This window comes from Streptomyces mauvecolor, from assembly GCF_039532965.1.
GTDB lineage: Bacteria > Actinomycetota > Actinomycetes > Streptomycetales > Streptomycetaceae > Streptomyces > Streptomyces violascens.
This window is the reverse complement of the sequence record NZ_BAAASQ010000038.1, coordinates 1-11,634: the sequence shown is the minus strand read 5'-3', so window position 1 is coordinate 11,634 and position 11,634 is coordinate 1. Positions and strand designations below refer to the sequence as shown.

Below are 11,634 nucleotides of genomic sequence, written 5' to 3'. Positions count from 1 at the left end.
CATGGTGATGGTCATAGCTGCCCTGGCGAGAGTCCGTGCGGGGCTTCGCAGGCAGTTCTCGTCGCCGGTGGCGGCCGATTTGCGGTACCAGGACTTCGCCGCACCTCTGTCTCCGAGCTGCAAGCGGATGTCTCCCGGGGTGTTCATCGCGGCAGCACTGCCCGCGACGGCGGCCTGCCGGGCCCGGCGCTCGGCCGGGCTGCTCTCACCCAACTGCTCCCCTGACCCGCGGCAATGTGACGCAGGGGTTCGATGTGCTCTCGGAGTTGGCAGCGCAACTACGCGGCCCGTGAACCGCGTGGCGGGCACGGCACAAAGGGCCGCTAGCCGCCGCACCCAGCTCCCTGTCCCTGTCCCTGCAGCATGCGTACGACGCGCTCGGCGGCACGGGAAGTGGGGGAGCCGCGCTGCTTGCCGGGCACGTTCCCGCTGAGCTTCCCGCAGGAGGAGGAGCCGGACGACGTCTTCCTACGCTCTCCCTTCCTGGTGCACGCTGCGCCAACCGCACCACGGGGTGCGAACGCTGCGGCCGGCAGCAGCGGAGGCTGGGCCATGAAGTGATCGCTGAGAACGGATCAGCAGCAGCCCCGGGCGGACGTGGTCCGAGGAGCCGCCGGGCCGGGGCGGCTCCTGGGCCGCGAGGTGGAACAGGTGGTCGCGCTCGACGTCGGTGAGGCGCAGGGCCGGGCCAGGGCGGTGAGCATCTGCCGCGAGGGGTAAGAGCCGCGGCGCTGTTCCAGGCGCGTGTAGTAGTCGGTGGACATCCCGGTGAGCTGGGCCACCTCCTCGCGGCGCAGGCCCGGGGTGCGACGCCGCGGACCCGCGTACAGGCCGACATCGCGAGGGGCCAGGCGGGTGCGGGCGCGGCACAGGAAGTCGGCGAGTTCGATTCGGTCCACGAGGTACAGGATCCCCTGCATCCGCACGCCCATCCAGGCCGTAGCCAGGGAGTGCCGGTCCCTGGATAGGCACACCTCTCCCGTCGCCCCCGCCGATCCGACGGGCTTCTGATCGCATCGCGAGAACCGCGACCAGAGAGCGCAGCCGCCCGGGCCCACCCCGCCGGGTCAAGTCGACTTCTCTGCACTTCGGTTGACATTCGCGTCCTTCCTCATGGTCTGCGCGGGTCTCGTCGCATCGACCAGTACCGCGCAGGCGGCGGAACCGGACAGCCATACCGCGGCGACCTGGAACATGGACCAGGGCCCCAGCCGCTGGACCATCGCCTACACCATGTCTCTGCGCCACGACGTGCTCGCCTCCAAGAGGTTCCGGACACGCCACCGACCGGTGCCCGCCTGCAGGGCACGACCGGCGGCGGTGTCGAGCACTACTTGTGGCGCGAGGGTCAGCGCGGCCCGGAGCGGCACCTGTTCATCCTGCGCACGCCCAGCCGGAACCTCGGGATAATCACCTCGTGGGGTCCCGGGCCCGGCAATGTCGTGAACATCCCGAGCGCCTACCGGCCCGCACTCGGCGTCATCGACCGCACCAACAGCATCCTGTTCGCCTCGCTGCACGCCCAGTCCGGAAACGGCAACGACGCTGGCGCGCTGCTGCGCCTCGTCGCGTTCACGGCCGCCGTCCAGCACGTCACGAACTGGGAGGCGCTCGGCGACTTCAACCGGAGCCCGCAGCGATGGGACGAGCTGAACCCGCCGTCCGACTACCGCGTGTACAACCCGGACCAGCCCACGTTCCGCACTGGCGAGGAGTACGACCACATGGTGGCCAACCTGACCACCGACCGGTGGCAGATCGCTGTGCAGCCGAACCCCGGCAGCGGCCACTGGCCCGTGCACTTCAGCGCCCTGCGCGGAACAGCCGGTCCCCGCTCGTTCACCGTGACCGGAGACAACAGCGGTCTGCTCCTGAGCCTCAACCACAACGCGACCATCAACGGCATGGACGTCTGGCAGTACCCGGACGTAGAGTCCGCCGCCCAGCGCTGGTTCCTGGAGCCCGTCGGCCGCCAGGGCTCTGACGGCAATGCCCTGTACCGCCTGGTGAGCGCGGCCAGCCACACGCCCAAGTGCCTTGACATCCACCGCGGCCAGCAGTCCACCGAAGGCGATTATTTCGACATCTGGGACTGCCACGGCGCCCAGGGCGAGCCGACGCCCGGCGGCTACCAGCACGACACCCAGAACTTCACCCTGGAACACCCTGATCAGCGCGCCCCCCTCTCAGACCGGCGCCCCTTGGGGTTCCGCGGCCGGTCATCGCACGGCTGGGTGTATGTAGCGGCAGACCACCTGGACGATGCCGTCCTGAACAACTGGCTGCGGGCGGCCCGGGAGGCCGCTGCCAAGCCTTCACCCGAGTGACGACACCAAGATCCGCAGGGCCCTCTCCTCCGGCGCCGGCCAGGACGGCGCCCGCACCGTAGCGGCCCAGCAGCAGACGCTCGCCCACGCCTGCCTGGCCCCCGTCTACCAACGCAGCGCCCGCGGCCTGGAGATATCACCCTCCACCAACGCTGACCAGCCATTCGACCCGCAGGCGCTCCCGGCCGGGAGCGCCTGCGGCCAAGGCGTCGTCTCCGCTCGTGCTGGGCCTGGCCCGGTGCGGTCCGCGCGGTATCCGCCCGGCCGGGACGTTGGCACCAGGAGGAGACCGAGTACCCACGTACTTACTGGGCGTCGCGCCGGTACGAGGTGTACCACCGGGGGATCACGGCTGGGACTACGGTCAGGTGGTGCCGGTCGTCTTCACCACCCTGGAGCGCGGTGCGGGCGTGGCGGTGTGGCGCCGTCTGGGCAGGGCCGGTGAGCAGACGCTGACGGCCGCGAGGCGCGGCGTCCGGCGTGCAGGCGGTGCGGGCAGAAGTTCGCCGACCGGCGCTGGCGGGAGACCACCGCGCATGGCGAAGCGTGGAATGCCGGTGGCCTGTTCGTGTACGGAACGTGCTGCGCCGACGACATCGTCCGGGAGGAAGCCGACACCGAGACCGCCTGGGAGTCGTCTCCCGCACAGCCGGAGCCGGAGCCGGAGCCGGAGCCGGAGCCGGAGCCGGAGCCGGAGCCGGAGGACGACCGCGGCCAGGAGCTGGGCAAGCCCCGCCGCGCTCTGCTCCGCTGGCGGACCTGATCCTCGGCAGCCCAAGGGGGCCCTGGGCGAGCCACCCGCACGCACGGAAGGCTTGCACAGGCTTTCGGCTAGCGCCTACTGGAAATGCTGCCACTCTCCACTACTCGGTGGTACCGTATAGTGGTACTCGGTGGCACGTAGTACTGACAGGGTTGAGGAGCATCCGGGATGGACGGCCTGACGGAGATGTTGAAGGGCACGCTCGAAGGGTGCGTGCTCGAAATCATCGGCAGTGAGGAAACCTACGGGTACGCCATCACCCGCCAGCTGAACGAGCTCGGCTTCGCCGACGTCATCGAGGGGACGGTGTACACCATCTTGCTGCGGCTGGAGAGGAACGGGCTCGTCCAGGTGACGAAACGACCCTCCGGGGTTGGTCCGCCGCGCAAGTTCTACGCGCTCAACGACGCCGGACGTGAGGAACTCGCGAAGTTCTGGGCGAAATGGCAGTACCTCTCATCACGCATCGACAGGCTCAAGGAGGGCGGGAGATGAACTTCTGGGAGAAGGTCACAGGCAGCGATCTCACCAGGGAATGGAAGGCGTTCGAGGCCCGGGCCGAGGTCCTGCCGGACGGCTACCGGGCGGCGTGGGGGCAGATCATCGCCCACCTTTTCCCCTACGGGGACTTCACCGGTCGCAACCTGATGCCGATCCTCGACTCCGCCCTGGGGCTGCTCGAAGTAGCAGCGGCGGACAGCCAGAGCGTCCACGAGGTGCTCGGCGAGGACATCCAAGGCTTCTGCACCGCGCTGGCCGGCGGAGCAGGGGCCCAGACTTATCGCGACCGGTCGCGCGAGCAGTTGAACAGGAACGTCGCGAGGAAATTGAACCGGCTGGGAGGCTGATATGAGCATCCAGGACATCATCGAAGGCAAGAAGGAGTGGCGGGCGCACGTGGCTCGGGTCAAGGCACTCCCGCCGGACTACCAGATCGTCTACAAGGAGATGCAGAAGTACCTGTTCAAGGTCGGACCGATCAGCCTGTCCGAGGGGCGCCTGCTCCCCGGGATCGTCGACTTCTTCGAGGAGGGCGTCGCCGCAGGCAAGGGGGTGGTGGAACTCATCGGCACGGACGTCGCCGCGTTCTGCGACGATCTGGTCAAGGATTCCCCCACCTACGCGGACGTCTACCAGGCATCCATCAGCGCGGAACCCGGCGCGGACGAGAAGTGACCCCCGCCGCCCGGGTGCGGGCCGGGATCGAGGGCACTGCGTAACCGTCGAGCAGCGCCCTCGCGCTCACTCCTCGCCCTCTTCGTCCTCATCCAGCTTGGGCGCATCCGGGTCGCGCAGCGGACGCAAGGCACCGGTGGCAGGAACGCTGGCAGTGAAGCTGTAGCAGCCGAGCAGGTTCAGGTTGCGCTTTTGAACGGGGAGATCCGGGCGAAGTCCTCTTCCTGGATTTCGCGGCCCTCGGCCTGGAGTTGGGCGACGGCGCCGCCGATGTAGCGGGTGGTCCAGAGCACGATGGCGTTGAGGACCAGGCCAGCGCGCCGAGCTCGTCCTCCATGCCGTCGCGGTACGCCTGAGCTTGTTCTTTTACCTCTGTCCTCGAACGTTGCCTCGTACAGGCTCGCTCATCTGGGGATTCGCCGGGCACGCTGACGGCCTTCGTATGACCATGCGTTCCGCCACGGAATCACGTTCATACGAAGGCCGCAGAGGTGAGTGTGGTGGACCACGATGCCCGACGCGATGCGTTCGACTTCACGTCACACTTCCGGGAAGACTTCTACGCGTGCCTGACCGCACGTGGTGACACGCTGTTCGAGCTCACGGACGCGATGCTCTGCGAGGACGGGCCGGTGACCTCGCCGGTCGACCTGACGCTGCTGGCCGAGCACCGGGGCGGGCACGGAGCGATGTATGACGCGCTCAACCAGGGTCGCATCGATGTCGACGGGCTGCGCAAGGCCCTGGCCATGCTGCCGCAGCCCAAGGCCGCCGACGGGCGCCTGGTCCTGGCCGTCGATGTCTCGGCGTGGCTGCGGCCGGACGCGCCGACCAGCCCGGACCGCCTGTTCTGTCACGTCTACGGACGCTCGGGACGCTCCTCGGACCAGTTCATCCCCGGCTGGCCGTACTCCTTCGTCGCCGCGCTGGAGACCGGGCGGACGTCGTGGTGCCAGCTGCTGGACGCGGTCCGGCTCGGCCCCGACGACGATGTCGCCGAGGTCACCGCCGGCCAGGTCCGCCGCGTTGTCACCGACCTGATCGGCCAGGGGCAGTGGGAAACAGGGGACCCGGACATCCTGGTCGTCTTCGACGCCGGCTACGACGCCCCGCGCATGGCCCACCTCCTGACCGGCCTCCCCATCGAGGTCCTCGGCAGGATGCGCTCGGACCGGGTCATGCGACGGCCGACACCCACGCTCAAGGAGTACGCCCTGGCCTATCCCCAGGGCGGCAGGCCGCCGAAGCACGGCAGGGAGTTCCGCTTCGCCAGGCCCGACACCTGGGGCGAGCCGGACACCGAAACGGTGCAGGTCACCGACCGCTACGGCACCGCGACCGCGATGGCCTGGGACCGCATCCACCCCCGCCTCACCACCCGCTCCGCATGGATCGACCACGACGGTGAACTCCCCATCATCGAGGGCACGCTGATCCGGCTGAAGGTCGACCATCTGCCCGGTGACCGTGAGCCGCTGCCCTTGTGGCTGTGGTCCTCGAAGACCGGCATGACCAGCGAAGACGTCGACCTGCGCTGGCAAGGATTCCTTCGCCGCTTCGATTTGGAACACACCTTCCGTTTCGAAAAGCAGACGCTCGGCTGGACGCGTCCCAGACTCCGCACTCCCGAGGCGGCGGACCGGTGGACGTGGATCGTCATCGCCGCCCACACTCAGCTCCGCCTCACCCGCGAAGCCGTGGCCGATCTCCGCCGGCCCTGGGAGAAGCCGGCCGAGCCCGTCCGGCTCACCCCGGCCCGCGTCCGCCGTGGGTTCAGGAACATCCGCCCCTACTTGCTTTGTCCGACCCGTGCACCCAAACCATCAACTCCAGGCCCAGGGCGCCCACTTGGCTCCAAGAACCGGCGGCCCGACACCCGATACGACGTGGGCAAAACGACCAGACGCCCCGAGAGCATCGCCGAACGTAATCAGCTCAAAGCGCGCAAACCATAAAAAACAAGCTGAGTGCCTGTGTCAGATCCCGTGGTTGGTGACGCTCTGTGAGGGCCGGGAGGTGCTCGGGGGGCTGGTTTCTCGGCGCTGGCATGATCTTCGGTCATGGGAGATTGGTTTATGCAGGCAGGTCACGGGGTGCGGTTCGAATGGGGCCCTGCTGGTGCGGCTCTTCTCGCGAAGGACGCTGCTTGTCTTGTCGTCGTCGACGTGCTGTCGTTCACCACGTCGGTGACGGTCGCGGTGGAGTCGGGGACTCGGGTGTTGCCCTATCGCTGGCGTGATGAGACCGCAGCGGTATTCGCCGACAAGGTGGATGCCAGCCTCGCCGTGGGGAGGAGCAAGGCCACCGAGGCATCACCGTGGTCGCTGTCACCGGCTGCATTGCGACGTGCCCCGTTCACTCCTCGGCTGGTGCTCCCCTCGCCCAACCACTCGCTCCGGACCGCGAAGATCGCCTCCCGGACCGGTTCGGTGATGCTGTGGTGGCCGGTGCACGGACGCAGCCACCGGTCATCCGCGCAGCCCATCACGCCCCACCGGCGGTAGCGGGCCGCCCACCTCTCCAATGTGCGCGAGGAGACCCGGTCCAGTCCGGCCATCTGGGCCTGCTCCGGCTCCCGCCGTCGTAGCTCCGCCAGTTCGGTGACCTTGGCCCGGCGCCGCTCGGCCAGCAGCGGCGTGCGCGCCGGGTCGTACTGGGGCTTCGGCTCGCCGGCCACCGGGCGCAACGGATCACCGCTGCGGTGGCCGGTCTCCACCTCCAGCAGGTGCGCCAGCCGGAATTCGATCACCTTCTGCTGCGCGGGGGTGAGGTCCTTGAGCGTCTTGGGCTGACGGCCCCGGTCGGAAGCGGGAAGGTCGCGGCGTGACCGGCTCGACAACCGGCAGTTACGGTGGTGCATCAACGTCCGGACCGTCACGGACTGTTCTTCGCCGTCGGCGTTCCGCAGCGCGACCGTGCCCCGGTGCGGTTCCAGGACCTCCACCGTCCACGGGGCACCGCCCAGCACCAACTCGCACCCCTCGAAGAGCTCCAGCTCTTGCCCCGTACTCATCGCGGCCTCCCCAACTCCGGCGTGGAGCGGTGGACCACCGACCGGTCCGTCAATGGCGCGGACAGATCGACGCCCACGCTCCGGTGCCACAGAAGGTGCAGAATCGCGGCGCGGCCCACCACCGGAACGGTCGTCATCTGCGCCAACTCGCCGAACGGCCTGGGTCCTTGCGCGAGTTGAGCCAGCACCTGCTTCTGCAGGCCGAGTGGGTCGGCCATCGGCCGGCGCTGGGAAGCGAGCGTGTCCAGCGTCGTCTGGACGTACGGATGCCAGCCCGACACCACGGTGTAACGCCAGCCGCAGGCCAGCGCGGCCTCGGCCGCTGCGGCGAACCGCACCGTGTCCTCCGGCTCGATCAGATGAACCAGGGCGCACGTCGACCAGCCAGGTCCCCGAGCGGGTCCAGGCCAGGAAGTCTGGGATATGCGACCCAGTCCCGGCTGAGGTGGTGAACGTGAGCCGGAACGGCTGCGAGAGCACCTCCACCAACTCCCCAGCAAAGTCCAGCGCGAGAAGGAACTCCTGCTCGGCATGGCTCTCGAACCCGTGGTGGCGACCAGTACTCACCAAGTACTGCAGGCCGGGCCGGTGGCGCTGGGACGTACGCCAGGAGAACCGGCGGACGGGCTGCGTACCTTGAGCAGGAAAGGACGCCAGGTCCCGCACCGGACAGATGACCGCGGCCCCGGCTACCTTCCGCGTGTCCGTCCAGTGTTTCGCCCGTCCCTCGCTCTGATCCAGCTCGGTGCTGGTCACCCAGCTTCGCTGGCACGGAGCCACAAGCTGGTCCCACCCGCACCGGTCCGAGTGCAAGGTGTCCCGCTGGATTCGAGGAGCTTCGGTCATACGCACCCCTGCGTTCCGGGCCACCCTCCACGGCGACCGTCCGCAGGGAGCATGAGTCAAGATCCCCGAACGCATGTCGGGCGCGGACCAGGAAACTTCGCACGGGTGAACAATCGGGACCAGATCGCCAAGAAAGGTTTGGACGCCTCGCCAACTGCCCCTGGATATCCCCGAGAACAGGCACGTCACTCACGTCCATAGCCGTCACTCAGGATCTGCGGTCGCAGAAGCCCGGCAACGAGATCGTGTGCAGGTGCTCGGCGAGCGCCTCGGCGATGATCTGCCACTGGGCCTGCCGGTTGGTGAACGCCTCCTCCGCGTGCAGAGCGCGGTCGTTCGTGCTGAACAGCGTGCGCAGATCCATGCCCCGCTCGGCCATGACACCCGCGTAGAAGATCAACTGCCCCCACTGTAGGCAGCGTTGGCGCCGTACGCCGCGCCATCGCGGAACGCTGTGCCCGCCACCGCCGTGCTTTGGCCAACAACTGGCGGACAATGGCCATACCTCCCCGAAAGCAAGGTGGCAGCCGTGCACGAAACCGAGTCCACGCCCGGTCAGATGCCCCCCGAGAACACCGCCCCAGGGGCGTCCGAGCCGGACGACTTCGGATACGCGAGGGATGCGTTCGAAGAGGCCCGGGAGGTGCTGCGCCGTTTCGTCCGCAGGTGCACACAGCAGCTCCTCGAGGAGCGGCGGGCCTCGCGGCCTGATGCGGCACGGATCGAGGAACCGGCGGCCGGGCTGAAGGCGGGCAAGGCTGACGAGAAGGTGCTGCTCGCTGATCCGGGGCTGGCGGCTCGGATCAGCGCCTTCTACGCGGCGCGGCTCCGTGAACTGGGGGCCGGGTAGTGGGAGCCAGCAGTTGGAGACCGTTTCGACCGGCCTGGGTCGGGGCGATGTCACCAGCCCATGTCCCTGGCGACCTCCTCCTGAGCGGCGGCAATCTGCTCGGCAGTTGAGCCGCGCAGGTCAGTGTCGGTGTCCGACTCCAACCGGGAAAGCAGATCCGCCAGTGCCTGCTTCTGGGCAGGGTGCGTCACCGGCACTGAGTCGAGATCCGTGCTCATCAGCCAGTCGAACAGCACGACGGCATCGGCACGCCACAGGCGTACGGTCACGGTGGGCAGAGCGGTTGTCATGGGCACATGATGCCCGTTTGGTGATCCACCTTCTGGCGGTAGTCGAATGGCGCTGGTCGTCGGCGATGGCGCGATGGGCCTGTGGAAGGCTCTGGCCGAGGTCTTCCCCGCGTCCCGGCACCAGAGGCGCTTGGTCCACAAAGCCAGAAATATCACGAATGCCCTGCCGAAGCCCGCACAGCCAGGCGCGACGAAGGCGATGCAGGAGATCTACAACGCCGAGGACCGCGCGCACGCCGAGAAGGCGATTGCGGCGTTCGCGAAGACCTACGGCATGAAGTGGCCGAGGGCTGTCACGAAGATCACTGACGACCGGGAGGAGCTGCTGGCGTTCTAGGACTCTCCGGCCGAGCGCTGGATCCATCTGAGGACCACGAGCCCGATCGAGTCGACGTCCTCCACGGTCAAGCTGCGGACCAAGGTCACGCGCGGGGCCGGCAGCCCGGCCGCCGCCCTCACCATGGTGTTCAAGCTCGTCGAGTCCGCACAGGACCGCTGGCGCGCGATCCCCGGAGCCCAACTGGTCCTACTGGTCCGTGCGGGCGCAAGGTTCGAGAATGGCCAGCTCGTGGAGCGAGAGGAGATCGCAGCCCGATGACCACCCCGGAACTGCTCAGCGACGAGGAACTCGACCAGCTTGGCGAACTCGCGCAGGCAGCCACGCCAGTACCTTGGTTCGTCCGTAGCCTCGACGACGGGCACGCCATGAACCTCGTCGCCGTGAGCACCACTCCGGACACCGGCCTCGGCGAGCGGTGGCCGAACTTCGACCACCGCGAGATCCTGGCCGCAACCCTTGTCCAGCACCCCCGCTACGTCGACGCCGCCGACGAGTGGTGGGACGAAAACGCACAGTTCATCGCCGCCGCCCGCGAAGCTGTCCCCCGCCTCGTCGCAGAGATCAGAAGTCTGCGCAGCCAGCTGAAGGCCAGCAGCTCCGAAGACAGATCAAGAGGAGCGAACTGATCCACAACTATTGACTATTGCTCAGGACCAGGCTGTTGCAGCCGGAAGAGCGTACACCGTGCCCCCCCGAGCAACTCAGCCCGTGCAGTGGAGCAGCACCGTGGTGGCGTCCACGCGATGCTGAGTCGGGTTCAGCGAGGGAAACTTCACTACTTCATCAAGTGCCCGCGTACGGCGCGGGCTGGCCCCTTCGCCCGGCCTCCACACGCCTTCGGCACAGGGGCCGGTCCCTGGGGCCGCAAGCAAGTTACAGCCCTGAGTAGAGCCCCGTCGGCAAGCTGCCGGTCAGAACGATGCCTCCGGCGGGGGATCGGCCGACTCCGGGATGGAGGGGGCGTCGTTCCCGGGTGCCGGCCGGGCGTGGCGTGCGTGGTGTTCTCCCATCCCGTCTGCCATCGCCCCAGGCAGAGCCGAGCAGACGCGGCCCATGGCGTCCAGGTCGTTCGTACAGTGGCGCGCTCCACCTGGACGCCATGAACCACGCCCGCTCCACATGCGTGTGGGTCGACGGCAGACGGGATGGGAGCTGGGGTGAGTGATGGGGTGAGCCGAGTGGAAGGGCGAGCGCGTGAATAATCTCTGCACCTCATCAGCCCTGGCTGCCAGAATCGCCGCATGGATGGCAAGCGGCTCGGGAACTTGCTCAACTCTGCAATGAACAAGGCTCGTACTTCGAGCACTCTTCAGCATGCGCAACAAGCTGGCGCACTCATTGGCCTACGGCATCGAGGCGACTGAAGCGGCCGTCTCCATGGTGGAGCTGTCCACCCTCCACGTTAGAGCTCTTCCCACCTCATACTGGATGGCCGCGTAGAGCTGTGAGCTCAATGAGCCCGTGCCCCACCCGTGCCCGATCGACTGGGGACTGACGGAGAACCACGGAGCCTGACGGAGATCCTGCACGAGAACGGCCCCCGACCGATTCACCAGGTCAGGGGCCGTTCATCTGCGGTGGGTGTGGGATTTGAACCCACGGTGACATCGCTGCCACGACGGTTTTCAAGCTCGGCTCCGGTCCTGCGCGGATGGGCTCTTCCTGCCTCAACTCAGTCGAACCATGTGGACAACACCCCAGCGGCGGTCGCGCAGAGGAGCCCGACGCTCGCCATCACAGCGGGAATAGTGACCTCTGGCGCCTGCTCCGGCCTGATCAGTTCAATCCGCTCCCTGATGTGGAGAACATCCGTCCAGGTACCCGCGGTTGGGGTTTCCTGCTCAAGCCGTCGCGACCGTTCGTCGGGAGTGAGCGCGGGGTCGTTCTTGATCACCCCAACACGTGTGAGCAGGGCACGAAGTTGCCTTCGTCGACCGTCCACGTCTCGCCAGAGCCGCAGCACTCCGAGGTCACGTCCACTGGAGTGGTGTATCGACGGCCACTCGGTGATCTCGTTTTGAGGCTATGC

General features: G+C 67.8%; 13 protein-coding genes and 3 pseudogenes. 9 read left to right on the top strand and 7 right to left on the bottom strand.

What is annotated here, in order from left to right; translation table 11 throughout:
- Nucleotides 1–573: 573 nt before the first annotated feature.
- Nucleotides 574–899: pseudogene (locus ABD346_RS34005) on the bottom strand (helix-turn-helix domain-containing protein); the annotation flags it as partial.
- Nucleotides 900–1,442: 543 nt separating this feature from the next.
- Between ABD346_RS34005 and ABD346_RS34000 the strand changes: the two are divergent.
- The 5 genes from ABD346_RS34000 to ABD346_RS33980 all read left to right on the top strand — a co-directional run bounded on the left by ABD346_RS34000 (nucleotide 1,443) and on the right by ABD346_RS33980 (nucleotide 4,266).
- Nucleotides 1,443–2,327 (top strand): RICIN domain-containing protein, encoded by an 885-nt coding sequence (locus ABD346_RS34000; RefSeq protein WP_344380172.1) that lies wholly within the window; start codon nucleotides 1,443–1,445, stop codon nucleotides 2,325–2,327.
- Nucleotides 2,328–2,895: 568 nt separating this feature from the next.
- Nucleotides 2,896–3,090, top strand: coding sequence for a hypothetical protein (locus ABD346_RS33995; RefSeq protein WP_344380171.1), 195 nt, complete (start codon nucleotides 2,896–2,898; stop codon nucleotides 3,088–3,090).
- 168 nt (nucleotides 3,091–3,258) lie between these two features.
- Nucleotides 3,259–3,585, top strand: a complete 327-nt coding sequence (locus tag ABD346_RS33990; RefSeq protein ID WP_344380170.1) for a PadR family transcriptional regulator — start codon at nucleotides 3,259–3,261, stop codon at nucleotides 3,583–3,585.
- A complete protein-coding gene (locus ABD346_RS33985) occupies nucleotides 3,582–3,938 on the top strand; it encodes a DUF1048 domain-containing protein (RefSeq protein WP_344380169.1) in 357 nt (118 codons plus the stop codon). The genes ABD346_RS33990 and ABD346_RS33985 overlap by 4 nt, the downstream gene beginning before the upstream one ends.
- 1 nt (nucleotide 3,939) lies before the next feature.
- On the top strand, nucleotides 3,940–4,266 hold the full coding sequence (locus ABD346_RS33980; RefSeq protein ID WP_344380168.1) for a DUF1048 domain-containing protein: 327 nt from the start codon (nucleotides 3,940–3,942) through the stop codon (nucleotides 4,264–4,266).
- A 66-nt stretch (nucleotides 4,267–4,332) separates the two neighbouring features.
- Here ABD346_RS33980 and ABD346_RS33975 read toward each other — a convergent pair.
- Nucleotides 4,333–4,621 (bottom strand): annotated as a pseudogene (locus ABD346_RS33975) (Tn3 family transposase); the annotation flags it as partial.
- Between the two features lie 142 nt (nucleotides 4,622–4,763).
- On the opposite strand from ABD346_RS33975, the gene ABD346_RS33970 reads away from it, so the two are divergent.
- Nucleotides 4,764–6,221: an NF041680 family putative transposase gene (locus ABD346_RS33970; RefSeq protein WP_344380252.1), complete on the top strand. Its 1,458-nt coding sequence runs from the start codon at nucleotides 4,764–4,766 to the stop codon at nucleotides 6,219–6,221.
- 269 nt (nucleotides 6,222–6,490) lie between these two features.
- Here ABD346_RS33970 and ABD346_RS33965 read toward each other — a convergent pair whose 3' ends face one another.
- The 3 genes from ABD346_RS33965 to ABD346_RS33955 all read right to left on the bottom strand — a co-directional run bounded on the left by ABD346_RS33965 (nucleotide 6,491) and on the right by ABD346_RS33955 (nucleotide 8,525).
- Nucleotides 6,491–7,279 (bottom strand): hypothetical protein, encoded by a 789-nt coding sequence (locus ABD346_RS33965; RefSeq protein ID WP_344380167.1) that lies wholly within the window; start codon nucleotides 7,277–7,279, stop codon nucleotides 6,491–6,493.
- The gene (locus ABD346_RS33960; RefSeq protein WP_344380166.1) at nucleotides 7,276–7,617 is read right to left on the bottom strand and encodes a hypothetical protein; all 342 of its coding nucleotides are present in this window, start codon (nucleotides 7,615–7,617) and stop codon (nucleotides 7,276–7,278) included. Before ABD346_RS33960 ends, ABD346_RS33965 begins: the two co-directional genes overlap by 4 nt.
- 716 nt (nucleotides 7,618–8,333) lie before the next feature.
- The gene (locus ABD346_RS33955) at nucleotides 8,334–8,525 is read right to left on the bottom strand and encodes a hypothetical protein (protein ID WP_344380165.1); all 192 of its coding nucleotides are present in this window, start codon (nucleotides 8,523–8,525) and stop codon (nucleotides 8,334–8,336) included.
- 129 nt (nucleotides 8,526–8,654) lie between these two features.
- Here ABD346_RS33955 and ABD346_RS33950 point away from each other — a divergent pair, with 129 nt between their 5' ends.
- Nucleotides 8,655–8,975, top strand: coding sequence for a hypothetical protein (locus ABD346_RS33950; RefSeq protein ID WP_344380164.1), 321 nt, complete (start codon nucleotides 8,655–8,657; stop codon nucleotides 8,973–8,975).
- Nucleotides 8,976–9,025: 50 nt separating this feature from the next.
- On the opposite strand, the gene ABD346_RS33945 is transcribed toward ABD346_RS33950, so the two are convergent.
- Nucleotides 9,026–9,265 (bottom strand): hypothetical protein, encoded by a 240-nt coding sequence (locus ABD346_RS33945; protein ID WP_344380163.1) that lies wholly within the window; start codon nucleotides 9,263–9,265, stop codon nucleotides 9,026–9,028.
- Nucleotides 9,266–9,317: 52 nt separating this feature from the next.
- On the opposite strand from ABD346_RS33945, the pseudogene ABD346_RS33940 reads away from it, so the two are divergent.
- Together ABD346_RS33940 and ABD346_RS33935 are read left to right on the top strand one after the other, a co-directional pair.
- A pseudogene (locus ABD346_RS33940) lies at nucleotides 9,318–9,863 on the top strand (transposase); the annotation flags it as partial.
- Nucleotides 9,860–10,231, top strand: a complete 372-nt coding sequence (locus ABD346_RS33935; RefSeq protein ID WP_344380162.1) for a hypothetical protein — start codon at nucleotides 9,860–9,862, stop codon at nucleotides 10,229–10,231. The pseudogene ABD346_RS33940 and the gene ABD346_RS33935, both read left to right, overlap by 4 nt.
- Before the next feature lie 1,046 nt (nucleotides 10,232–11,277).
- Here the strand turns inward: ABD346_RS33935 and ABD346_RS33930 are convergent.
- Nucleotides 11,278–11,499, bottom strand: coding sequence for a hypothetical protein (locus ABD346_RS33930; RefSeq protein WP_344380161.1), 222 nt, complete (start codon nucleotides 11,497–11,499; stop codon nucleotides 11,278–11,280).
- Between the last annotated feature and the right edge of the window lie 135 nt (nucleotides 11,500–11,634).

Excerpts from the sequence above, each read along its gene's own strand:
- ABD346_RS33990 (WP_344380170.1), top strand. The coding sequence starts at position 3,259 with ATGGACGGCCTGACGGAGATGTTGAAGGGCACGCTCGAAGGGTGCGTG.
- ABD346_RS33985 (WP_344380169.1), top strand. The coding sequence starts at position 3,582 with ATGAACTTCTGGGAGAAGGTCACAGGCAGCGATCTCACCAGGGAATGG.
- ABD346_RS33980 (WP_344380168.1), top strand. The coding sequence starts at position 3,940 with ATGAGCATCCAGGACATCATCGAAGGCAAGAAGGAGTGGCGGGCGCAC.
- ABD346_RS33965 (WP_344380167.1), bottom strand. The coding sequence starts at position 7,279 with ATGAGTACGGGGCAAGAGCTGGAGCTCTTCGAGGGGTGCGAGTTGGTG.
- ABD346_RS33945 (WP_344380163.1), bottom strand. The coding sequence starts at position 9,265 with ATGACAACCGCTCTGCCCACCGTGACCGTACGCCTGTGGCGTGCCGAT.
- ABD346_RS33935 (WP_344380162.1), top strand. The coding sequence starts at position 9,860 with ATGACCACCCCGGAACTGCTCAGCGACGAGGAACTCGACCAGCTTGGC.